The 22,496-nt window shown below is 53.3% G+C and carries 19 protein-coding genes and 1 pseudogene; 10 read left to right on the top strand and 10 right to left on the bottom strand.

All coding sequences use genetic code 11. From position 1 onward, the window contains the following. Positions 1 to 95 precede the first annotated feature (95 nt). The 3 genes from FVB43_RS24745 to FVB43_RS11070 all read left to right on the top strand — a co-directional run bounded on the left by FVB43_RS24745 (position 96) and on the right by FVB43_RS11070 (position 2,730). Complete coding sequence (locus FVB43_RS24745) at positions 96 to 2,072, top strand: S-type pyocin domain-containing protein (RefSeq protein ID WP_277950372.1); 1,977 nt, start codon at positions 96 to 98, stop codon at positions 2,070 to 2,072. Further along, positions 2,072 to 2,335, top strand: a complete 264-nt coding sequence (locus tag FVB43_RS11075; RefSeq protein ID WP_167864021.1) for an immunity protein — start codon at positions 2,072 to 2,074, stop codon at positions 2,333 to 2,335. Before FVB43_RS24745 ends, FVB43_RS11075 begins: the two co-directional genes overlap by 1 nt. A 131-nt stretch (positions 2,336 to 2,466) precedes the next feature. Then, positions 2,467 to 2,730: an immunity protein gene (locus tag FVB43_RS11070; RefSeq protein WP_133843546.1), complete on the top strand. Its 264-nt coding sequence runs from the start codon at positions 2,467 to 2,469 to the stop codon at positions 2,728 to 2,730. Positions 2,731 to 3,180: 450 nt separating this feature from the next. On the opposite strand, the gene FVB43_RS11065 is transcribed toward FVB43_RS11070, so the two are convergent. Further along, a complete protein-coding gene (locus FVB43_RS11065) occupies positions 3,181 to 4,071 on the bottom strand; it encodes a LysR family transcriptional regulator (protein ID WP_167864020.1) in 891 nt (296 codons plus the stop codon). Positions 4,072 to 4,163: 92 nt separating this feature from the next. Here FVB43_RS11065 and FVB43_RS11060 point away from each other — a divergent pair, with 92 nt between their 5' ends. Next, complete coding sequence (locus FVB43_RS11060) at positions 4,164 to 4,964, top strand: isocitrate lyase/PEP mutase family protein (RefSeq protein WP_167864019.1); 801 nt, start codon at positions 4,164 to 4,166, stop codon at positions 4,962 to 4,964. A gap of 56 nt (positions 4,965 to 5,020) precedes the next feature. Here FVB43_RS11060 and FVB43_RS11055 read toward each other — a convergent pair whose 3' ends face one another. From FVB43_RS11055 to FVB43_RS24625, 3 genes are all read right to left on the bottom strand, one after another. Then, the gene (locus FVB43_RS11055; RefSeq protein ID WP_159338617.1) at positions 5,021 to 6,607 is read right to left on the bottom strand and encodes a methyl-accepting chemotaxis protein; all 1,587 of its coding nucleotides are present in this window, start codon (positions 6,605 to 6,607) and stop codon (positions 5,021 to 5,023) included. Positions 6,608 to 6,702: 95 nt separating this feature from the next. Next, positions 6,703 to 7,977: a putative bifunctional diguanylate cyclase/phosphodiesterase gene (locus FVB43_RS11050; protein ID WP_167864018.1), complete on the bottom strand. Its 1,275-nt coding sequence runs from the start codon at positions 7,975 to 7,977 to the stop codon at positions 6,703 to 6,705. A gap of 296 nt (positions 7,978 to 8,273) precedes the next feature. Continuing rightward, complete coding sequence (locus FVB43_RS24625) at positions 8,274 to 9,551, bottom strand: lysozyme inhibitor LprI family protein (RefSeq protein ID WP_242462143.1); 1,278 nt, start codon at positions 9,549 to 9,551, stop codon at positions 8,274 to 8,276. 465 nt (positions 9,552 to 10,016) lie between these two features. Here FVB43_RS24625 and FVB43_RS11040 point away from each other — a divergent pair, with 465 nt between their 5' ends. Continuing rightward, positions 10,017 to 10,388, top strand: a complete 372-nt coding sequence (locus FVB43_RS11040) for a hypothetical protein (protein WP_167864017.1) — start codon at positions 10,017 to 10,019, stop codon at positions 10,386 to 10,388. A 48-nt stretch (positions 10,389 to 10,436) separates the two neighbouring features. Here the strand turns inward: FVB43_RS11040 and FVB43_RS11035 are convergent, their stop codons facing one another. After that, positions 10,437 to 11,240, bottom strand: coding sequence for a DUF4225 domain-containing protein (locus FVB43_RS11035; RefSeq protein ID WP_167864016.1), 804 nt, complete (start codon positions 11,238 to 11,240; stop codon positions 10,437 to 10,439). Between the two features lie 719 nt (positions 11,241 to 11,959). Beyond that, positions 11,960 to 13,540 (bottom strand): annotated as a pseudogene (locus FVB43_RS24880) (DUF4034 domain-containing protein). A 257-nt stretch (positions 13,541 to 13,797) separates the two neighbouring features. Between FVB43_RS24880 and FVB43_RS11025 the strand changes: the two are divergent. From FVB43_RS11025 to yjiA, 5 genes are all read left to right on the top strand, one after another. Further along, a complete protein-coding gene (locus FVB43_RS11025) occupies positions 13,798 to 14,109 on the top strand; it encodes a chorismate mutase (protein WP_167864015.1) in 312 nt (103 codons plus the stop codon). Positions 14,110 to 14,182: 73 nt separating this feature from the next. After that, positions 14,183 to 14,668: a GNAT family N-acetyltransferase gene (locus tag FVB43_RS11020; protein ID WP_167864014.1), complete on the top strand. Its 486-nt coding sequence runs from the start codon at positions 14,183 to 14,185 to the stop codon at positions 14,666 to 14,668. Between the two features lie 281 nt (positions 14,669 to 14,949). Then, complete coding sequence (locus FVB43_RS11015; RefSeq protein ID WP_167864013.1) at positions 14,950 to 17,103, top strand: carbon starvation CstA family protein; 2,154 nt, start codon at positions 14,950 to 14,952, stop codon at positions 17,101 to 17,103. Between the two features lie 65 nt (positions 17,104 to 17,168). Further along, entirely contained in the window at positions 17,169 to 17,372 is a 204-nt protein-coding gene (locus FVB43_RS11010) for a YbdD/YjiX family protein (RefSeq protein WP_133843580.1), read from the top strand. A 29-nt stretch (positions 17,373 to 17,401) separates the two neighbouring features. Beyond that, positions 17,402 to 18,361, top strand: a complete 960-nt coding sequence (yjiA, locus tag FVB43_RS11005) for a GTPase (protein WP_167864012.1) — start codon at positions 17,402 to 17,404, stop codon at positions 18,359 to 18,361. Position 18,362: 1 nt separating this feature from the next. On the opposite strand, the gene btsR is transcribed toward yjiA, so the two are convergent. From btsR to FVB43_RS10985, 4 genes are all read right to left on the bottom strand, one after another. Then, positions 18,363 to 19,082: a two-component system response regulator BtsR gene (btsR, locus tag FVB43_RS11000; RefSeq protein WP_133843584.1), complete on the bottom strand. Its 720-nt coding sequence runs from the start codon at positions 19,080 to 19,082 to the stop codon at positions 18,363 to 18,365. Next, positions 19,079 to 20,764 carry a sensor histidine kinase gene (locus FVB43_RS10995; protein WP_133843586.1) on the bottom strand — a complete coding sequence of 562 codons (1,686 nt, stop codon included), beginning with the start codon at positions 20,762 to 20,764 and terminating at the stop codon, positions 19,079 to 19,081. Before FVB43_RS10995 ends, btsR begins: the two co-directional genes overlap by 4 nt. Positions 20,765 to 20,920: 156 nt before the next feature. Further along, entirely contained in the window at positions 20,921 to 21,706 is a 786-nt protein-coding gene (locus FVB43_RS10990) for an ABC transporter ATP-binding protein (protein ID WP_133843588.1), read from the bottom strand. Then, on the bottom strand, positions 21,703 to 22,496 hold a 794-nt coding region (locus tag FVB43_RS10985), incomplete at its 5' end, for a FecCD family ABC transporter permease (protein WP_167864011.1). The genes FVB43_RS10990 and FVB43_RS10985, both read right to left, overlap by 4 nt.

Genomic DNA, 22,496 nt, shown 5'->3' with positions numbered 1-22,496 from the left:
CAAGGTAGTCTGGTCGTAAGAATGATTCCGGCATAGCCTCTGTTTTACTGTGTATATGCACAGCATTAACGACAGGAAGAGCAAAGGAGAACATCATGCCAGGATTTAACTACGGTGGTGGCAAAGGTGATGGCACGGGATGGAGTTCAGAGCGCGGAAATGAGCCGAGTCCGGGTGGTGGTAGCAAGGGAAATGCAGGCAATCACGATAAAGGCAAAGGGAGTACTTCTGGTAAGGGGTCGGGCACAACACCGGGTATATCGCGATCGGTCGGTGATGCACTGGCCCTGAAAGCGGGCCTGAATCCGGGGGATTTTACCGGCTATTTTATTAATGCTGATGGTAATGCCATAGGAATAAGCCCTCTTGTCGGTGGCGATGCCTTTGGTGTTAACCTTGGCCCGGCGCCTGCAAATCCCGCTGTCGGCGGTGGCAATAGTGGTAACGGCAATAGCGCTAACACACTGAATCCTTTCAATGCGGTGATTGTGACATTTAAAGGTGACACCTCCGATGCGCGCATTGCCGCGCTGAATAAAATCATTGCCGATAATGCACGGATGGCTAACAGCGGTCAGGCCGGGCAACGGATACGTAATGCAGTAAAAGCCACAAAACAGGCTAAGGCGGAGCTTGCCTTGATTAATGCGGCTCGTAAGCAGAAGGCAGCGAAGCAGGCTGCTGAAGCCCGTGCAAAAGCAGAGGCAGCGGCGAAAACGAAGGCTGAAGCTGAAGCCCGCGCAAAAACAGAGGCAGCGGCTAAAGCGAAGGTTGAAGCTGAAGCCCGCGCAAAAACAGAGGCAGCGGCTAAAGCGAAGGTTGAAGCTGAAGCCCGCGCAAAAGCAGAGGCAGCGGCTAAAGCACAGAGAGAAGCCGCAACCAACCGCCTTCGATCTGCCAGTGTACAGGCCGTACGCGGCGTTGAGATCGGTACGCCCGCATCCACAGCACCTGCCAGTTGGGCCATCGCCTCAGCGGGTGCCATTACGCTAGGTGAAGACGTAGCGGGTAGCCTGTTATCGCGCATTTCTGCGGTACTGACAGAATTGCGTGGTATTGCCGCCGCCAGTCTGGCCGGGCCGGTGGCCGCGACCCTTGCCGGGTTGTTGTATTCTGAAAAAGTGGGTGTGGGAAGCGATGTGGTTCCCGGCCGGGACATCAGTGCCCTGCTGAGTACCGATACCCTGTCCCTGCCGGACGCAAGCGCACTTCTCCGCGCGGCTGACGCGGGTACCCCGATCGATATGGCAGTGCGCGGACGTCTGATCGTACACGACGACGGCACGCTGGAAACCCAGCTGGTGCGCAGCAAAGTACCGGGAAAGGTGCAGGTGGTACGGGCGGTTCAGGATAGCGTCACCGGCTACTGGGGAGTTACCCTGCCCAAAGTCGCTGATGTACAGGGCCCAACCATTCTGGTCAGCCCTGTCAATCAGCCGGGTGCGGGTTCAGCAACGCTGACCGATCCGGTCCCGGTTCCTGAACAGATCACGCATTTCGGTGGCCCGGTGACGGTCCCACAGGGTCCCACTGTGCTGATCACCCCGGTGGCGGAACCACCAGGCATTCACGATATCATTCTGGTGTTCCCCCCTGAATCAGGCCTGAAGCCGCAGTACATCATATACAACAGCCCGTATGGCGAAACCAATGCCAAAGGTAAATACAGCGGGCGTGATTACAATAAGGACAAGGCGGGTGGCCCCATTCAGAACCTGGACTGGAAAGAGGCAACCATTGACCGTGCCGGTGTCGACAAGGTAAAACTGCACGCAGGGCGCTTTGGGGAATCAGCTAGCAATAAAGTGATGATCGAACGCCTGGAAAAAATTCTGACAGGCGAGCTACAGGTGACAGATACCGATAAGCGTTATTATACGCATGAAATCCGGGAGCTGGAACGGTACAGAAATCTTGGAGTTAAAGATAATACTGTGCCTGATAATGCTAAAGAAGTGTGGAATAACACTCATACGGCCACACTTGAAGACTATAAAATCAACGAAAAAAGCGATCCCCTCTATACACCAGAGGCGTTAGAGGCATCCAGAAAAGAAGAGGAGAACAGGTAATGCTTGATCTTGAAGGGATTTATCAAAATGAAAGCGTGGAAGATGTTCTGCTGTATTTCGCACTGCGAACCCCTTACCAAACCATTGATCTAATGTATGTTCAGTACAAATTTGAAGTAGCGGCAGAAAGGGAACTTCTGTTCACCTGCCAGCGACTGGTAAAAGAAGGAAAACTGATCGAAACAGGGAAGCCTCTTATGGAAAAGGGCCCGAACTGGAAAGAGCCGAAATTTGTCACTGACAAAAAATACGGTATTGCGTGACTGTATTATAATGCCCCTCAGGGGGCATTTTTCAGGTGTTGTCGCAAATAGACGGGGCAACACCAGGAAGAAAACACGTCCAGTACTGCACCGGGGCGGAAAGTATATTACAAAGCAAAGGAGAGCGACGAATGCTTGATCTTGAAGGGATTTATCAAAATGAAAGCGTGGAAGATGTGCTGCTGTATTTTGCACTGCGAACTTCTTATCCATGGATTGACCGAATGTATGTCCGGTACAAATTCGAAGTAGCCGCAGAAAGGGAACTTCTGTTTACCTGCCAGCGCCTGGTCAAAGAAGGAAAGCTGATGGAAACAAAAAAACTCTTTATGGAAAAAGGCCCAAACTGGAAAGAACCGAAATTTGTCACTGACAAGAAGTACGGCATTGAGTGAGCTCCCTTAATTTAGCGCCATCCGTCTGGATGGCGTTCTTATTCATATCCTTTACGTATAGATATACCGAGAAATAAAATAAAAAACTCAACATCTGAAGGGATAATCTATATCGATGATATTTTCATAAGGTAACAATTATGTCTTTAACCGAAATAGTRAWWWATSAAARTGWANAGNGWKGWAKWWRYSYTSCTGKRKYYTRCANCTGNYKAWMWWMWKMTMSATRRRTTGNNYKMAYKTATRWCCGGTANNNWKWCGWMRTAKCCNNAGNMRGRGARCTTNCTGNYWACSTNMYARCGMMTKRTYMARGAAGGNMRWGCTNNTSRRRACNMWRAAMSKMYWWRYGGWMAAAGGCCCAAACTGGAAAGAACCGAAATTTGTCACTGACAAGAAGTACGGCATTGAGTGAGCTCCCTTAATTTAGCGCCATCCGTCTGGATGGCGTTTTTATTCGATCGACCAGCGCGCTGAATAAAATTCAATAAACGCACGTGCCGCCGGGCCAATGCGCCGGTTGGGCCGCACGCAGTACAACCCGGTTTCGCGCCCGGTCCACTGCGGTAGCACCTGCACCAGATCCCCGGCATTGATCGCCGCCGCCATCGTTAACGCTGAGTGAAAGGCAATGCCGAGGCCGTCGATGCACAGCCGTCGGGCTGCATCTGCGTTGTCCACGTTAACGCGCCCACGGGGTTCCAGCGTGCGCTGTTCACCCTGAGAAAACAGACGCCAGCACAGACCATCCTGGCTGGCCGCAGAGACAATACACGCGTGCTGCCCAAGCTGATCAATCGTTGTGGGCGTGCCTCTTAACGCCAGGTAGGCCTTCGATGCCACCAGAATGCGTCGGTTCTCCAGCATTTTATGGGCAACCAGTGAAGAATCCTTCATCTGGCCAATACGCAGCGCCAGCATTATCCCGTCAGCCACCAGATCGACGTAACCATCAGACAGACGCAGATCCAGCTGCACCTCAGGCCAGGCCTGAAGAAACGCCGCCAGATGTGGCACCACATGGGTATGACCAAACGCAACAGGTGCGCTGACCACCAGCCTGCCCCGCGGCCTGACCTGTTCGTCGCGCACCCGATCGGCGGCATCGCGCAACTGGCCTAACGCCTGCTGGCATTCAGAAAAATAGCGCTGCCCGGTGTCGGTCAGCGACATCGCCCGCGTGGTGCGGTTCAGCAACTGGGTGCCCAGATGGTGTTCCAGCATCTTGATAAAACGACTGACGGAGGAAGGGGTGATCGCCAGTGCTTCCGCCGCACGGGCAAAACTGTTGTGTTCAACCACAGCGATAAAGGTTTGCACTAAGTGCAGAGGCGGCGCAGGCATTATTGCTCTCAATAAACGAATGAATCATATTGGCAGCTATTATCAAGAAAATTAAGCATGATTAGAATCGTTCTTTTTTTGGAGAACATCTGATGAACACCTCTTCCGCCACCCGGTTCCACGCCCTGCACCACCAGCCCCTCCCTCTGCGTCTGCCCAATGCCTGGGATGCCGGGAGCGCACGCCAGATCGAAATGCTCGGCGCACAGGCGATTGCCACCACCAGCGCGGGCGTTGCCTGGTCGCTGGGCTATCGCGATGGCAACCAGCTCCCGGTCGCAGAGTATGTTGCCCGCGCCGCATCCATCGCCCGCGTGATCAACATCCCCCTCAGCGCCGATATCGAAGGGGGTTATCACGAACATCCTGCCACCGTGGCCGACACGGTAAGACGGATGATTGATGTGGGCGTGGTGGGCATCAATATCGAAGACGGCAGCGCCGATCCACAGTGGCTCTGCCATAAGGTTGAGGCCATCAGAGCCGCCAGCATAAGCGCAGGCGTTGAGCTGTATATCAACGTTCGTACGGACGTCTACGCACGCAATCTGGTCCCGGCCGGGGATAGGGCGGGCGAAGTGATCCTCAGAGCACAGAACTACCGGCACGCCGGGGCTGATGGGCTGTTTGTGCTGGGGTTAGTGGAAGCGCAGGAGATTCAGGCGATTGCCAAAAGCAGCAACCTGCTGCTCAACGTGAGTATCTGGCCCGGTCTGCCATCGTTAGATTATTTGAGTGAATACGGTGTGCGCCGCATCAGCGTGGGATCGTGGTTGCCGCAAACGCTTTGGGCGCACAACGAACAGTTAGTGCGTGGCTTCTTATCGGATAATGAGACCGCGCCGCTGATGGCAACGGCGACGCCCTATTCCGCGATCAACGCGCTTTTTTAACGAAAAAACAGCGCCAGAGAGTCAGTTACACCCAGGGGGCATTCCCCCCTGGACGGTCATACGCGGAATGTATCCGTCATCGCCTGAAGACTGTGGACCTGTTCCGCCAGAGAATGTGATGCGGTTGAAGACTCCTCCACCAACGCCGCATTGCTCTGCGTGACATTATCCATCTGACTGACCGCTGTACTGATTTGCGAAATACCCTGCATTTGTTCACTGGAGGCCAGGGCGATTTCATCCATCGAGGCCGCCAGTTCGCTTACCATGCTCACTACCGCCACAATACTACGCCCGGTATTGTCAGCCACCGTCACACCATTTTCGACTTCTGCCACGGCTTCAGCGATAAGAGACTTGATTTCACGCGCGGCCGTTGCGCTTCGCTGTGCAAGGATGCGAACTTCACCAGCAACCACGGCGAACCCGCGCCCCTGCTCACCCGCACGTGCAGCCTCAACGGCCGCATTCAGCGCCAGAATGTTAGTCTGGAAGGCGATGCCCTCGATGACGCCCGTGATATCACGAATTTTTCCAGAACTGTGCGCAATGTCTTTCATGGTGCTGCCCATTGCCTGGACATGTTCCTCACCTTCCCGCGCCAGTACCGCTGCACCACGTGCAGACGTTGCCGTCTGTGTTGCGTTCTGGGAGTTATTTCTAATGGTGGCCGTGAGCTGCTCCATGCTGGCAGCCGTCTGCTGCAACGCCGCTGCCTGTTGTTCCGTGCGCGAAGACAGCTCGGTATTGCCCTGGGCAATCTCATCCGAAGCCAGTGAGACCGATGCTGCGGTTTCCTTAATCTGCGTCACCAGCCCACGCAGACGGGTCTGCATCACATCCAGCGAGGCCAGCAGACTGGTGGTATCTCTGGCACGCAGTTCAACCGTGGTATGCAGATCACCATCGGCAATGGCCGAAGCCAGACGCTGGGCCTGGGCAGGCTCTCCTCCCAGTTGACGTTTGATGTGGCGGGTGATCAGCCAGCTCATCAACAGCCCCAGCATGACAGAAGCCACCGTCAGAACGATCAGCGTGAAAAATACGCCGGAGAGGCTTTGCTGCGACTGAACGGCAGTACCTTTCGTCACCCGGCTCTGATAATTGACCATGTCATCAATCGCCGCCAGATAGGCATCCTGGGTGGCCTGAAGAGGGCCGGTAATCAGCGCGCGTTCACCCTGCATGTCATTGGCACTTTTAAGCTGTAGAAGCCGGGTCATAACCGCGACAAATTCCGGCTGCGTTTTCTCAATTGCAGCCAGCAGTCCGGAGGCTTCCTCCACTTCTTTCAGGTTAATGCCTGGCAGCGATTTCGCCCCCTCGACCAACTGGCGAAAATGGGTAATGATCGCCTGATTATCGGCCTGAGCCTGTTCAATTTTCACCAGGGTATCAGACGCAATCGGGCCATTTTCCGTGGCAAGTGCCCGCAGCATCAGCTTGGATTGCAGGCTGGTATTGTCCTTAACCGTTCGCAGTATCTGCAGGTCATCCAGACGCGCACTGGTTAACTTCTGCTGATCGTTGGCATCGGAAAGTTTAATGCCCGCAAAGACCGACACCATCACTCCGCCAGCAATCACCGCCAGAAAGGCCAGGTTCAGCATCACACTGAGTTTTATATTATTTTTTCTGAACATGTTTTCACCTTAGGCAAAGATTGGAATTTCAGGCTCTCTGGCAACTGAGTGAGAGCCCATTCTCAATCTTGTTATCGGCAAAGACGGCAGAATATTCAGCCGGTAACTCCGCTACCGTGTTTCGCAGTAAATGCACGAAAATCACTCATGCTGAGTGGACGGGAAAAGTAAAAGCCCTGAAACGCCGTGCAGCCGAACGCCTGCATCACCGACCACTGTTCAGCCGTTTCAATCCCTTCGGCCAGCACTTCCAGCTTCAGCTCAAGCCCCATCCGCGCAATGTTCATGGCGATCACTGCTCCTTTTGGTCCTTCCGTTGCTCCGGAAATAAAGCTGCGGTCGATTTTTATCTGCTCCAGCGGCAGGCGACGCAGATAACTGAGCGATGAAAATCCGGTACCGAAATCGTCGAGGGAGAAGCGGAATCCGGCAGCGGCCAGCGCATGCATTTTCGCCACCACGGTTTCAATATCCGTGGCGAAAACGCTTTCTGTCAGCTCAAGCTTAACGCGCGAAGGGGACACCTGTGTCACTTCGGCCTGGCGTATCAGATTGGGGACGAAGTCTGGCTTCATCAGATGATCAACGGTGATATTCACGGAAAGGGTCAGATGCGCGGTCGCCGGGTTATTCTGCCACTGCGCCAGCTCCCGGAAGGCGCTGACAATCACCCAATCGCCCACGGCGGGCATCAACCCGGCCTGTTGTGCATCAGGAATAAATTCCGACGGCGGGACCATCCCCTTGCCAGGGCATTGCCAGCGCAGCAGCGCTTCTGCACCGTTGATCTGCCCGGATGAATTGAACAAAGGCTGGTAGAACAACACAAACTCGTTATTGTACAGCGCATGCTGAATGGCCCTGATTTTTTCGTTGCGACGGGAGAAGTCAGCATGCATCGCCACGATGCCACCACACAGAATAGCGGTCGCCAAAATGGCATTCACCAGCGAAATAAAGAAGCGCAACGGGTGCGGGAGTGGGCTGGCGAAAGGGAAAATCAGGTCAGCACTGCTGAGGGCCATAAATGACAACAGGCTGGCAGCTATTAGCGCCATCTGCACCCGCGTGGGTTTGCGTTGATAGTTAATGTATCCCACCAGCGCGATGGTAAGAAGATAGAGATGCGTGGTTCTGGGAATACCGTCATCCGGCACATCACACAGCAGACAATAGCCGACCGCATACGCCATATGCACCCCCTGCGCCAGCATCAGCCCGGTGGAAAAGTTGCCACGCATCGCAATTCGCCAGCTACAAACTGCCGCACCTCCCAGCACCAGCAGCGAGATGACAATTCCCCACTCCTCCAGGGCAATGAACACCGCCAGCCATCCCACGATGACCACAAGGCCACTGAGAAAGGCCATCCGGCATATAAATTCAAGGTGTTCATCATTGGGAGATGTCCCCCCTCTTCTTCCTGGCATGACGAAGATCACTCCATATAAATGGATCCGTATTTTATTATAATTTTGTATTCTATTTTACTTTTATAACTTAATTATTACCTGTTCAGATAGCCAGTTATCTGGCCTGACAGTATACATTACATGGAAATCCTGCAGAGGGAGGCCGTTCACGGATCATCATAAGACAAATAATATTTAAAAAGCGGAGAAATCCCCCTCTGATGTTAAAAACCAGAGGGGGATAAAAGGAAGCATTATTTTTTAGCGAGATAGACTTCTTCGCTCCGATAGTCGCCATTTTCATTGTAATAAGTGTAAGACGCGATAATCATATCTTCGCCATTATAGTTTACATAATGTGGCTGTAAGAAGGCCTCGACCGGAAGAATGCGCTTGGTGGTTTTGTCTGCAAGATCGGTTTTCCAGATGCAGGCATAACCACCCTCATTGTCAAAATAGAATGACGAACCCCGTCCCCAGACATAATTGCGGTCATAACTGTAATCCGCCCCTTTGGCGGTATCCGCCTGCGGCAGGAACACGTTCATACCGGCATCCGGCCGGTCATGCGGGAAGACGTACATCCCTTCGTCAATCTCGCTATTGCTGCGATCGGCGGAGGCCAGACGCCACTGGCCGTCCGGGGAAGTCAGCCGGCTGTTGCACTCGTTACTGCCACAATAGCCCACCCACTTCTTGTTGGCGGGTTCGCTGGCTGGCGGGGTCACCTCTATGATATTACCGATCTCTTTCGCAGACACCTTCAGCGCAAAAGCCTGCGGCGTCGCAAAGTCACTTTCGCTGTTCACCGCCACGCCCGGCGCCCGGTATTCCGCCACAGAATAGAGAATATCGCCTTGGGCTGCGCCGTTTTTATCCAGCAGTGACAGCTCAAGGTTATATCCCTCGTACACCGCCTCTACCCGGGGTTTCTCTCCGTCTTTCAGCCTGAGAAGAAACGCGCCCTTCTTCTGATCTTTTTCGACATACAGCACCACAAAGACAATCAGGTCATTATTCACGATGCGGTGCGTCAGGGTGCTGAGATAATGCCCGCTGGTGCCCACGGTCAGATTGGCAACATCACTGGAGGTGATTAACGGACGGACGCGCCACGGCTCCTCTGACAGCGTGAAACCGGCTTCACTCTTTAATCCGGGGGCGACAGGTTTATCCAGCTTATCGCCGGGACGGGTAAAGACATCACTGATCTTGTGATAAACCCCGGCGCGCGACAGAATTTTATTGCGCTCAATGTAACGCTGCTTAATGCATTCCGCGTCGGTACCACAGCGGTTTCTTTCTGCCAGCCACTTGCGCTGATCTCTGGCCAGCGTCCCCACACCGTAGCTGTTGTCCATCGCTTTCACAAAGTAACCGTTGGTCACGTTATCCAGCCCGGAAAGATACGTATCCGCACAGATAGTTTTTTCCGTTTCATTTAACCCGGTTAACGTGCAGTCAAAACCTGCGGCCAGCGCGTTCTGCGCAGCGAACATCAGGCTTGCGGCTATGAAGTATTTTATTTTCAATATCGTAATTCCCTGGAAAAAATTATCCTGTCTGTTCGCCGATCTGGCGATAGCGCCTGGTGATTAGAGCCCCCCTGAAATGAACGATGCAGGGGACTTTTTTACCAGGCAAATTCTGACCGGATTTGCTCACGGGAACAATAAATTATTTTAACCTTAACTCACAACGACTTGCTCAGAAGATTGTCGCGCTTAAATGACAGCCGGGGGGATGTGGGTAGATAGACATGCTGACCTGCTGCCATCTGCCACGCCAGTAATCCGATATTCCGGGGCTGCATGCTGTTGCAGCCCTGCTTTCTCGCCTTCTGCTTATTTCGCCATAAATCGCTAATTATCCATTTTTAGGGGTATTGATGGTTTCCTCTCTCCCAAACCTGTCTTTCAACCGCCGTATCCTCTACTCTCACCACAGCGCGACCTGATAAGGGAATGACAAGGATGATTGAATAAAAGGAGGGAACCATGACCGAATTAGAAAAGGATTTACTCGCCAACGGTTTTAGCGAAAACGATTTGAAAAAACTCAGAAGGGCCAGAGAACGGGCGAAACAAGATGAGCAGGTCGAGGGCGATAATGCGTTAGATTATGATGATACGTTGAGAGAGGAGATCAAGGTATTGGGTTCAACTTTCTTGTGCATTACATATGCTATTTTAGTTATACTCATTCTTTTTAATACATCACGAATATCAGAAGAATACTCAACACTAGAGATGATGACACTAAGTTTTATCATTACCGTGTTTGTTTATTTATGTTCAAGCATTGCCAATCCATTAATACTGGGATTAAAATCATGCTTATACAAAAAAAGATTTAAAAATAATAAATAAAAATGCCACACATTAAAATCGTGGCAACTCAGACATTATTATTAAATATTACAGCTCACCACCTGAATGCATTCCATAAATAAACCTCAAGTTATTACCTGAAACAACCACTTCCAACATTAAAGATGCTTTACTCATCCTGCCAACCTGAATATAAAAATCAGATGGAATGAATTTATAGAGTCGCCAGGCATCTGCTTTGAGGCTCATTTTAAAGACACCGTAGGCGGAGCTGACAATCTCCATAGAATGATAAGTTGTAAGCCCTATCCTCCGGTCAAAACCCATAAATTTAGCAACACCTACATAAGCATCTTTTAAAAAATTTGGTGGATCTTCTTTTCCATATAATTTTAAAATATTTTCTAACATTGAAGTCCCACTGCTTATGATAATGTAAGAGCCAGCAATTTTCCCCACCATGGATCCCGCTTTAATTGCACTCCTTGCTATAGAAACCCCGCCTGCTAGCTGCACAGTACCCACGACAAGATTCACAGCATCAATGGTATAACCCAGCTCTTTATTATACTTCTCCATGCTGACTGTAAGAAATATCTTTGCCCGCCCCATCGTCAGCCGGTCGCCCTGAGTGCTGATGTTATTGCTCTCCTCCCTGATATTATTAATGGCGGCTTTGCACTGAGCATCACTTTTAGACTTATTGATTTCATGAAGATTAGCGTTAGCAAACGCTTTCACCTCGTCAAGAAACCGGGCGCGGATAAAGTGATCGCGTATATGTTTTCCGGCAACGATTTCTGCCACCCGGTATAAATCCGAGGCAGCAGACTGCCCCATGGCAGCGAAATACTTGTTATCGTTACTTCTTCTGTTTAGATAAATATCCATAAATTACTTSTTCTCCTTGAAGTACATTWACTWTCNCATYMGGANNWTAWTANYWWATYAWTTWTWYKWTNGNTYAMSCRGWRSAGRTWCNKAWTATCRMKATWYWYWTRGTAWYTRCWCYKTNTKTGMTNKAWGNGANATYAWKCWTMRWGARMRWKRMWKMSYYWRYANTNCNNCNAYTTTTYATSWTNKYMKAYGRMWTYWMWWRTCMYWGSMCTGYCKTNNTCAWCCNAYKYRYSCTYTANTCKCRMCGMARMGCSANYTGATNAASGSAATSMSMMGRAYRRKKSAMYRMRMKGANKRAAYCWYGMCYGMANYRKWMMAGSAWWTAYTCNKCCWRCGGKYTKAKSGNMARACNNNYKSRAWMMACYCAGANNWKKGCCAGAKAACGGNKYGMAACNMAGNMWGARCMGGTMRAGRRKGNRTRANGCRTWAKAKKMKGMKGMGNACNSYTGAKWGNNAGGNYGWTCAWMGWTCYRSRSTSMAGCNYWKCAYYWMTYMYAYMKMNAANAKYRACSATSCNKYWTCKCTKGMRTRCYRMWTRMAYAKSAWMARWSYMKMCARCWYRSRMRWKRMKMGMWGSMANNGMCTTNYAKCNYCKRCATTGKCRKYATNTSMTCANYCCGWYRWAYWSMYCGNMSTGYWMGNKGWTAMWRYYRTGSRTKWACAAWMWMRKWWWMANNRRWAATAAYRWRCCMCNGSTTNTACNNNNTGGCAAWTYACNNSTWACNNYGGCSTSKRCTKMYYRTTNMMATYCAYGCCAGARMYYRCYCKCRANTTNTTMCCAGRMWSYRGYATYKCNRGMSWTARCGRCGYKMYAWYCRKCYSGWWWANMSKTCRTANNNWAATCMGNCNATYGCRKANRKSWTYMCCGGCRWCRRYYKCKGYCNYSCGTYANNWAAATCCSMGNNKCWKCRGANTRCMSMMTSAAACAGGTTGGCACCTGCCTGGCCGATATCAAGATCGGACTCCAGCGCCAGGCCCAGCGGGATCAGTCGCTCATGGTCAAACTGCCCCTGACGGATGCCATAAAAGCCATATTTGCTGGCCAGCCCCGCCACCAGCACCTCATACTGGCAGTCGCCCCACTGCTGACTGCGATCCAACCACATTGGGCGCAGACCAAAGCTGTCCTCAATACCCGCAAAATCCAGGCAGGAGAGTAAAGAGCTGAACGCATCATGAAGCCCAGGATCGGCAACCGGATGATCAACCTGCCATGCCTTGACCAGCGCATCGTAGGCCCGCTGCATCTCTGGCTTGTTCCAGTGCACCTCACCGTCCTCTTCCGTGCGCGCGTAGTGACAAAGGAAGTTGGCAAAACTGCGCAGCACAGAGGCATGCTGGCGCGGAGTCAGGTTGAGTGCTAACAGGGCATCATATTGCCGCAGACAAAAAGCAATGTTCTCCCGATCATCCTCCTCCGGCATTAACGCCACATAGCCGAGATAATCCCAGGCCTGTGTCATGCGTAAACCGTTACGTTCACTTTCGGTCAATCCACGACACCAGTCACTGTCGATAAACGCCGACATCTCCTGATGGCTCCCGCCCCAACGCGGATAGAGGAAATGCACCCAGGAACTGAGGATGGTGTACAGATTCGGGCGCGCGTCCAGCGTCAAGCGCAGCCAGTAAAGCTTACTGTTCTGTTGCTCCTCTTCACTGCGCGGCGATAAACATGCCGGCAGGGCCTGAGGGATAATGGCCAGCTCACTGCCCCCTTCCTCGCGCAACCACTGCATGCCAGCGGCCCAGACCTCCGGGTCGACCTCAGACTGGCGCTGCGTATAGCTGTCGGGCTGTTCACCCAGCGCCAGTGCGAATAACCACTGCGGCTCACCCAGATAACAGCTCAGACGGAAAATACGGAACAGCGCATACGCGGGTTTCGGATGCAAAGGTAGCGCGCGCAGATAGGCGGCAATGCCTGAATCACGCGCCAGTTCCGCCCCCATCCAGCGATCGTCTGTCACGTAATCACCACCATTTTGAGTACGGATACGGCCCGCAGCACGCTCCCAGTAACATCCCAGCAGCAGATGGGCATGGTAGGAATCAGGATGAAGGGCGACCCACGCCTCCAGCGCCGCAAGAGTCTCAGCTACGGGCTGGAGCGGGTCGAACAGCATGTCGATGCTCCACTCATAGTCGTACGCTTCACTGACACCGTTCAGCCAGGGCTGGGATTGCTGTTCAAGTAACGCATCGAGTGCCGCAAACTGCTGGCTGACAAACAATGCACGCAGGTGCGCACGGCGTGCGAGAATCGACGCCAGAGGTTCAAAATCGGAGATCATTTTATCTGTTCTTCCTGAGTGTACGCTCATCGCCCTTCCTTTAAGTCAAATTCAGCGAAAAGTCCCTGAGCTATTGAAAAGTTTCATAAAAGACAATTTTTTGAGTCTTCGTTATATCAGCAATATTGGGCAAAATCAGGATAAAAATGATCCCGATATGAGAAATTTACATTAACGAATCTGACGACTTTTCCTGCTGGTCAATGCGCATCACTTTAGGTAATCTTGATCCACAAAACTAGTACAAGAGATTAACAATGACCTTTACCTGTATTGAAGATGTGAGAAAAAGCATCGACCAGATCGACATCCGCCTGGTCGCACTGATTGCCCAACGGGGAGAATGTGTAAAAGCCGCCGCCGCATTTAAGAAAGACAGCGATGCTGTGCGTGCGCCGGATCGTGTGCAGAAGGTGATTGATAAAGTGCGTCAGCAGGCCGCAGCACACCATCTGCCGGAAGAGATTATCGAGAAAGTGTACCGCGCAATGATTGGCGCATTTATTGATTATGAACTGGAACAGCACCGACAACTGAGCGAAAGCAGGACGCCGCCGTCTTCCAGATAACAGGGAGTGGTAGGGTGGTATGCTGTTAATATTGTCCTGTTTATCAGTTGTATTCATCACTAAGGAGTAAGAGATGATCACCTTCCGCTTAATGACAGAAGACGAGTTCCCTGCTTATCTTGAATATTTTATTCCAGATTATGCCAACGAGATAGGGGCAAATTATGGACTATCCCCAAGTGCTTCTCTTGTGAGAGCAAAGCAGGAAATAACAGAAGCGCTTGCGGAAGGCGTTAATACCTGTGGGCAGGTTTTAATGTCCCTGGTTGCGCGATTAGATAAGACTGAAATGCATGTAGGCTATCTCTGGTATAAACCAGATACGATTATGCGTACAGTTTTTATCTACGATTTTCATATCTTCAGCTCTTTCCAGGGCACAGGGCTGGGTAAACAAACTCTTCGCGCCTTTGAAGATAATCTTCGGGAAAAGGGTTTTAAAGAGATTAGACTGCGCGTTGCAGGAGATAATGCTCGTGCTCGCCATATCTATGAGACCAGCGGTTTTGGCGTCACGGGTATCAACATGAGCAAGATTATCGCAGGCCAGAATAACTGATGATATTCATTTGAGACGAGCGTCGGTCTCGCATGCAACCCGCTACGAGACGTTTCCAGGCCCCTGAAAAAACAGGCAGCCTCAGTGAGACCCCAGTCACATATTTCCCCCCTTAAGTTTACCGGCGAAACCGCTTTACGTCGGTAAGCTACCGCTTAATCCCCCATATCGCCACTCAACGAATTATCCCCCTGCTTTCTGTATAAATTCGCCACCATATCGCTGGTATAAAACTCTTTCGATTGCACACCATCTAACTTCGTATAAAGCCAGGTCTCCCTATGAATAAAAACAAGCTATTCAAGCACATACCATGGATGATTCTCGGGATCATCGGTGCGTGTTGTCTGGCCGTGGTCGCACTCAGACGCGGCGAACATATCAGTGCGCTGTGGATCGTTGTGGCATCCGTGTCGGTCTATCTGGTGGCATATCGTTATTACAGCCTCTACATCGCCCAGAAGGTGATGAGACTCGACCCGACCCGCGCGACGCCTGCGGTGATCAATAACGATGGCCTGAACTATGTGCCAACCAACCGTAACGTCTTGTTTGGGCACCACTTCGCGGCGATTGCCGGGGCGGGGCCGCTGGTCGGTCCGGTGCTGGCGGCGCAGATGGGCTACCTGCCCGGCGTGCTGTGGCTGCTGGCGGGCGTGGTGCTGGCCGGGGCGGTACAGGACTTTATGGTGCTGTTTATCTCCCAGCGCCGTAACGGTGCTTCACTCGGTGAGATGATCAAAAATGAGATGGGCCCGGTTCCCGGTACCATTGCGCTGTTCGGCTGCTTCCTGATCATGATTATCATCCTTGCGGTGCTGGCCCTGATCGTAGTGAAAGCGCTGGCTGAAAGTCCGTGGGGCGTGTTTACCGTCTGCTCAACGGTGCCGATTGCGCTGTTTATGGGCATCTATATGCGCTTTATCCGGCCGGGGCGGGTCGGGGAAATCTCCGTTATTGGCGTGATCCTGCTGATAGCGTCGATCTACTTTGGTGGCGTGATTGCCCACGATCCGTACTGGGGCCCGGCACTGACCTTTAAAGACACCACCATCACCTTCACGCTGATTGGCTATGCCTTTATTTCTGCATTGCTGCCCGTGTGGCTGATTCTGGCCCCGCGTGACTATCTGGCCACCTTCCTGAAAATTGGGGTGATTGTTGGCCTGGCCATCGGGATTGTCATTCTGAATCCTGAACTGAAAATGCCGGCGCTGACACAGTACATTGATGGTACTGGCCCGCTGTGGAAAGGCGCGTTGTTCCCGTTCCTGTTTATTACGATCGCCTGCGGTGCCGTTTCCGGCTTCCATGCGCTGATCGCTTCCGGCACCACGCCGAAACTGCTGGCCTGTGAAACCGATGCGCGCTTTATCGGTTACGGCGCCATGCTGATGGAGTCGTTTGTTGCGGTGATGGCGCTGGTCGCGGCCTCGATTATCGAACCGGGTCTCTACTTCGCGATGAACACTCCCCCCGCAGGCCTCGGCATCGTCATGCCAAACCTGCATGAGCTCGGCGGTGCCAACGCGCCAATGATTATGGCGCAGCTGCAGGATGTGACCGCTCAGGCGGCAGCCACCGTCAGCTCCTGGGGCTTTGTGATTTCTCCTGAGCAAATCCTGCAAACCGCGAAAGATATTGGTGAGCCGTCGGTGCTGAACCGTGCGGGTGGTGCGCCAACGCTGGCCGTCGGGATTGCCCATGTGTTTGACAAAATTATGCCAATTGCCGATATGGGCTTCTGGTATCACTTTGGCATTCTGTTTGAAGCGCTGTTTATCCTGACCGCGCTGGATGCCGGTACCCGTTCCGGCCGCTTTATGTTGCAGGATTTGTTGGGTAACTTTGTGCCTTTCCTGAAGAAAACCGATTCACTGTTGGCGGGTGTTATCGGCACCGCAGGCTGTGTCGGGCTGTGGGGCTACCTGCTGTATCAGGGCGTGGTTGACCCACTGGGCGGCGTGAAAAGCCTGTGGCCGCTGTTTGGTATTTCCAACCAGATGCTGGCCGCGGTGGCGCTGGTACTGGCGAGCGTGGTGCTGATTAAGATGAAGCGTACGCAATACATCTGGGTGACGATGCTACCTGCTGTATGGCTGCTGATTTGTACCACCTGGGCGCTGGCGCTCAAGCTGTTCAGCACCAATCCGCAGATGGAAGGTTTCTTCTATATGGCCAGCGAGTACAAAGCCAAAGTGGCCGCCGGAGGCGCTGAGCTGACGGCTCAACAGGTGAGCAATATGAATCATATTGTGATCAACAACTACACTAACGCGGGTCTGAGTATTCTGTTCCTCATAGTGGTGTACAGTATTATCTTCTACGGCATTAAAGCCTGGCTGAACGCACGCCAGTCCAGTGAACCAACCGATACGGAAACCGCTTACGTTCCGGTGCCGAAAGAAGGGGTTAAGGTGTCATCCGGCCATTAACCCTGTTAAAAGACGGGCGAGGCATGCCTCGCCCCTACTCCGATCTGTACAACAGGGAATACATCATGTTCGATAACTTAGGCGCGGCGAAGAAATACCTCGGCCAGGCGGCGCGTATGCTGGTCGGCATTCCTGATTACGATACCTACGTTGAACACATGCAGACCAATCACCCGGATAAACCGGTGATGACCTATAAAGAGTTCTTCCGAGAGCGCCAGCAGGCGCGCTATGGCGGAGATGGAAAAGGCGGCATGCGCTGCTGCTGATGCAAGACGACTATCAAGGTAGATAACCTATGACCCCCATTGCTGTCACGGTACTGACCGGTTTTCTCGGCGCGGGAAAAACCACGCTGTTACGTCATATTCTGCATGAACAGCAGGACTACAAAATTGCGGTGATTGAGAATGAGTTTGGTGCCGTCGCCGTCGATAATCAGCTACTTGGCGATCGCGCCACGCAAATCACTACCCTTACTAACGGCTGTATTTGCTGTACCCGTTCCGGGGAGCTGGAAACCGCCTTGCTCGACCTGCTGGACAGCCGGGATAACGGCGACATCACCTTCGATCGCTTAATCATCGAATGCACCGGCATGGCCGATCCTGGCCCGATTATTCAGACCTTTTTCTCCCATGAGATCCTGTGCGAGCGCTATCTGCTGGACGGCGTGATCGCGCTGGTTGATGCCGTACATGCCGGGCAGCAGATGGATCAGTTTACTCTGGCGCAGTCGCAAATAGGCTACGCCGACCGCATTCTGCTGACCAAGACGGATATCAGTGGCACGCCGCCGGAGCTGATGGAGCGTTTGCAACGCATCAATGCGCGTGCACCGATTTACCCGGTGATCCATGGCGATATTGACCTGGCGCTGTTGTTTGATACCCGGGGATTTATGCTGGAAGAGGCGATCGTCACGCCAAAACCGCGTTTTCAATTTATCCCACAGCAGCAGAATGCCATCTCCTCCATAGTGCTGGAGCTGGACTACCCGCTGGCACTGGAGGCGGTGTCGAAAGTGATGGAGGATCTGCTGGCCGGTTTTGCCGATAAGCTGCTGCGCTACAAAGGGATGTTGTGGATTGCCGATCAGCCGTGCCGCCTGCTGTTCCAGGGCGTACAGCGACTGTACAGTGCTGACTGGGATCGCGAGTGGCAGGCTGATGAACAGCCTGCCAGCACGCTGGTATTTATCGGCATTGAGCTACCGGAAGAGGAAATCCGTGCGGCCTTTGCCGGCTTAAAACCGTAGCTTACAAGCCCACGGCCTCCTTCAGGCTTTTCAGATAGCGGCGGCTCACCGGCACGGTGTGACCGCTGCTCAGTAACAGCTCTCCCTGGCCATTATCCTCAAGGCGGATCTCTTTCAGATGCGCCATGTTCACCAGAAACTGACGGTGGCATCGCAGCAGCGGTGTGCGATTTTCCAGCGTGCGTAACTTCAGCTCGGTAAAGCCCTCTTTCCCTTCCTGGCTGGTGACATACACCCCGCTCAGGCGGCTACTGACAAATACCACGTCCTGCATCTGTAACAGATAGATACGGCTCTGACCGCTGCAGGGAATAAACTTCAGATCCTGCTGATTATCCGGCAGCACGGAGACATCCTGCCCGTGGCGATCCTGACGCAGGCGCATCAGCGTTTTCTCCAGTCGCGGAACCTCCACCGGTTTCAACAGGTAGTCAAAAGCATGTTCTTCAAATGCCTGCACCGCAAACTCATCATAGGCGGTGAGGAAGACAATCCAGGGACGGTCCTCCGGGTCAAGCATACTGACCATTTCCAGGCCGCTGATGCGCGGCATCTGGATATCGAGGAACAGTACGTCAGGGCGCAGTTTATGCACCATGCCGATCGCCTCAACAGCATTTCCACACTCGCCGACAATTTCGATATCCGGCTCTTTCTGTAACATGACGCGCAGGTTCTCGCGCGCCAGGGGTTCATCATCGACAATCAATACGCTGATCATAGGGGCTCCTCCAGCGGTAACCGCAGTGTAATGCGGGTGAGACAATCCGGTTCACAGGTGACGGTGATACCGTAAGCGTCGCCATATCGCACGCGCAAACGTTTATCCACCAGGCTCATCCCCAGCCCACCACCGCTCTCTTTGGGCTGATAAAGCCCGGCGTTATCTTCAATATCCAGCACCAGATGCTGCCCGTCACGGCTGGCCTTCAGGGTAATTTCACCGATGCCAGGCAGCTGTGAGGTGCCGTGTTTTATTGCATTTTCCACAATCGGTTGCAGGGTAAAGGCAGGAAGCTGGTAGTAAGCCAGCTCCTGCGGCACCCACAACCGGATGCTCAGTCGCGACTGAAAACGCGCCTGCTCAATTTGCAGGTAGGCGTTCACATGTTCGATTTCATTCGCAAGCGTGACAACCTCCGACGGACGCTTCAGGTTTTTCCTGAAGAACGTGGAGAGATACTGCACCAGTTGCCCGGCTTTTTCGCTGTCATGGCGGATCACCGCCATCAGCGTATTCAACGCATTAAACAGAAAATGGGGGTTTACCTGAGCGTGCAGTAGTTTGATTTCGGACTGGGCCAGCAGCGCTTCCTGACGTTCATACTGCCCGGCGAGGATCTGCGCAGACAGCAACTGCGCGATGCCTTCGCCCAGCGTACGGTTGATGGAGCTGAACAGGCGGTTGCGCGGTTCATACAGCTTTATCGTGCCGATCACCTTCTGGTTTTCGCCTCTGAGCGGGATCACCAGCGTCGAGCCAAGTTTGCAATTGGGGTGCAGCGAACAGCGGTAAGGCACTTCGTTACCGTCGGCATAGACCACTTCTCCGCTGTCGATAGCACGCCAGGTATAGGAGGAGGAGATCGGCTTGCCCGGCAGATGGTGATCGTCACCGGTGCCGGTAAAGGCCAGCAGGCGTTCACGGTCAGTGATGGCCACGGCGCCGATATCCAGCTCTTTGTAGAGCACCTGCGCCACCTTCATGCTGTTCTCTTCATTAAACCCCTGGCGCAATATCCCCTCGGTCGAGGCAGCCACCTTCAGCGCCGTGGCCGAAAACGCCGTGGTGTACTTCTCAAACATCGCCCGCTTATCCAGCAGGATGCGCATAAACATCGCTGCCCCCACGGTATTGGTCACCATCATGGGTGCCGCAATGCTCTGCACCAGATGCAAAGCATCCTGGAAGGGTCGGGCAATCAGCAGGATAATCGCCATCTGCACCAGTTCAGCGACAAACGTAATGACGCCCGCCGTCAGCGGGCTGAAGACTTTGTTACTGCGTCCGCGTTTGATCAAAAAACTGTGCATCAGGCCGCCCAGCAGCCCCTCGGCGATCGTGGAGATCATGCAACTGAGCGCCGTCATGCCGCCCAGAGAATAGCGATGCAATCCGCCCGTCAGCCCCACCAGACCGCCGACCACCGGGCCGCCTAGCAGGCCGCCCATCACGGCACCAATGGCGCGCGTGTTAGCAATCGAGTCTTCAATATGCAGACCGAAATAGGTGCCCATAATGCAGAAAATGGAGAAGGTGATATAGCACAGCAGCTTATGGGGCAGACGCACCGTAACCTGCATAAGAGGGATGAACAGACGGGTTTTACTCATCAGCCATGCGATGACCAGAAACACACACATCTGCTGTAGTAACAATAAAATCAACGTAAATTCGTACATGCCCTGTAATCCACATTCTCCTGTGGGAGCAGCGTACACCGGACGGAGCGATCTTTCCCTCCATCATTCCTTGAAATGCGAGCTGGTACTGAATTTTTTTAAAAATACCTCAGACAGCGGCACGAAAGGATCACCGTGCCCTTGCCTGAGGATTTATCACACCGCCGTGCTGAGCGGCTGGATCACCGGATTACCTGCACGATCGCGCAAGATCTCAACCTCAACGCCGTACGTGGCGGCAATCAGTTCGGCGGTCACCACATCACGCGGATTCCCGGCAGCCTGAATTTTCCCCTGCGCGACCACCAGCAGGTTATCCGCATACTGGCAGGCCAGGTTAAGATCGTGCAGCACAATCACCGTCACCCAACCCCGTGCCCGGGTTTCACGCCGGACCAGGTCGAGCAGCGCCAGCTGATGCTTGAGATCCAGTGCGCTGACCGGCTCATCCAGCAACATCGCCAGAGGCTCACGCATCATGACTTGAGCAAACAGCACCATCTGGCGCTGACCGCCGCTTAACGAAGCGATGTCGCGCCCGGCAAGATGGGCAATTCCGGCCTGCGCCAGGCGCTGCATGGCAGCTTCCAGCGTTTCATCATCAATATGCAGCGAGAGTTTGCCCAGCCGCCCAAGTACCACCACTTCCAGCACCGTCAGGCCAATATCGGCGCTGCTGTCCTGCGGTAAATACGCGAAGATCTCACGCCAGGCATGCAGCACCCGGCCAGGCTGTTTTCCTGCCGCCAGATGATGTCCACCACAGCCGATCTGCCCGGATGCCAGCGCCAGCTCACCAAAGATGGCACTCAACAGCGTCGTTTTTCCGGTGCCGTTCGGGCCGATAATCACATGGATTTTACCGGCTTCCAGCCCGGCGCTCACTGCATCAATAATCGGCCGTCCCTGGCGATGAACAGAGACATTATCAAGCTGGATCACAGGGCGCTCCTCCGGGGAGAAAAAATCAGCCATAGCAGGAAAGGCACGCCGACAATGGCGGTGACGATCCCGACCGGGAACAGCGCACCGGGCACGATGGATTTAGACAGCACCGACGCCGCTGACAGCATCAGTGCGCCACTGAGCACCGACATCGGCAGGGAAAATCGCTGATCTTCCCCCACCATCATGCGTGCAATGTGCGGTGCCACCAGCCCGATAAACCCGATAACACCGACAAAACTGGTGGCTGTGGCGGTCATGACCGCGACAATCACCAGCACTTTCATCCGCAGTTGCCGCACGTTAACCCCCAGGCTGAGCGCACGCATTTCCCCCATACGCAGCGCAGCCAGCTTCCACGAGTCCGCCATCAACAGCAGGCAGCACACCAGCGTGACTGCCGCCGTCAGCGTCAGCGTGGGCCAGGTCGCTTTCGTCAGGCTGCCAAACAGCCAGAATAAAATCTGCTGCGACAACTCCGGGGAGGAGAGGAACTGGATCAGCGACAGCATCGACTGGAACAGAAACAGCAGCGCGATGCCGCCCAAAATGATGGTTTCGGTACGCACCCGACGCATTGAGGCCAGCATAAACAGGAACAGTGCCGCCAGCATGGAGAAGATAAAAGCGCCAATCGGCACAGCAATCATGGGATTCAACCCAAAGCCGCCAAAGGCCAGGCTTAACGCCGCGCCAAAGCCTGCCGCCGCCGCCATCCCCAGGGTATAAGGGCTGGCCATCGGGTTATTCAGCAGGGTTTGCATCTGTGCCCCGCCCGCCCCCAGCG

This window comes from Erwinia rhapontici, from assembly GCF_012271765.1.
Classification (GTDB): Bacteria; Pseudomonadota; Gammaproteobacteria; order Enterobacterales; family Enterobacteriaceae; genus Erwinia; species Erwinia rhapontici.
Note: the sequence above shows the minus strand (reverse complement) of the source record. Positions and strands in the feature narration are given on the sequence as shown.

Excerpts from the sequence above, each read along its gene's own strand:
- FVB43_RS24745 (WP_277950372.1), top strand. The coding sequence starts at position 96 with ATGCCAGGATTTAACTACGGTGGTGGCAAAGGTGATGGCACGGGATGG.
- FVB43_RS11075 (WP_167864021.1), top strand. The coding sequence starts at position 2,072 with ATGCTTGATCTTGAAGGGATTTATCAAAATGAAAGCGTGGAAGATGTT.
- FVB43_RS11070 (WP_133843546.1), top strand. The coding sequence starts at position 2,467 with ATGCTTGATCTTGAAGGGATTTATCAAAATGAAAGCGTGGAAGATGTG.
- FVB43_RS11065 (WP_167864020.1), bottom strand. The coding sequence starts at position 4,071 with ATGCCTGCGCCGCCTCTGCACTTAGTGCAAACCTTTATCGCTGTGGTT.
- FVB43_RS11060 (WP_167864019.1), top strand. The coding sequence starts at position 4,164 with ATGAACACCTCTTCCGCCACCCGGTTCCACGCCCTGCACCACCAGCCC.
- FVB43_RS11055 (WP_159338617.1), bottom strand. The coding sequence starts at position 6,607 with ATGTTCAGAAAAAATAATATAAAACTCAGTGTGATGCTGAACCTGGCC.
- FVB43_RS11050 (WP_167864018.1), bottom strand. The coding sequence starts at position 7,977 with ATGGCCTTTCTCAGTGGCCTTGTGGTCATCGTGGGATGGCTGGCGGTG.
- FVB43_RS11040 (WP_167864017.1), top strand. The coding sequence starts at position 10,017 with ATGACCGAATTAGAAAAGGATTTACTCGCCAACGGTTTTAGCGAAAAC.
- FVB43_RS11035 (WP_167864016.1), bottom strand. The coding sequence starts at position 11,240 with ATGGATATTTATCTAAACAGAAGAAGTAACGATAACAAGTATTTCGCT.
- FVB43_RS11025 (WP_167864015.1), top strand. The coding sequence starts at position 13,798 with ATGACCTTTACCTGTATTGAAGATGTGAGAAAAAGCATCGACCAGATC.
- FVB43_RS11020 (WP_167864014.1), top strand. The coding sequence starts at position 14,183 with ATGATCACCTTCCGCTTAATGACAGAAGACGAGTTCCCTGCTTATCTT.
- FVB43_RS11015 (WP_167864013.1), top strand. The coding sequence starts at position 14,950 with ATGAATAAAAACAAGCTATTCAAGCACATACCATGGATGATTCTCGGG.
- FVB43_RS11010 (WP_133843580.1), top strand. The coding sequence starts at position 17,169 with ATGTTCGATAACTTAGGCGCGGCGAAGAAATACCTCGGCCAGGCGGCG.
- yjiA (WP_167864012.1), top strand. The coding sequence starts at position 17,402 with ATGACCCCCATTGCTGTCACGGTACTGACCGGTTTTCTCGGCGCGGGA.
- btsR (WP_133843584.1), bottom strand. The coding sequence starts at position 19,082 with ATGATCAGCGTATTGATTGTCGATGATGAACCCCTGGCGCGCGAGAAC.
- FVB43_RS10995 (WP_133843586.1), bottom strand. The coding sequence starts at position 20,764 with ATGTACGAATTTACGTTGATTTTATTGTTACTACAGCAGATGTGTGTG.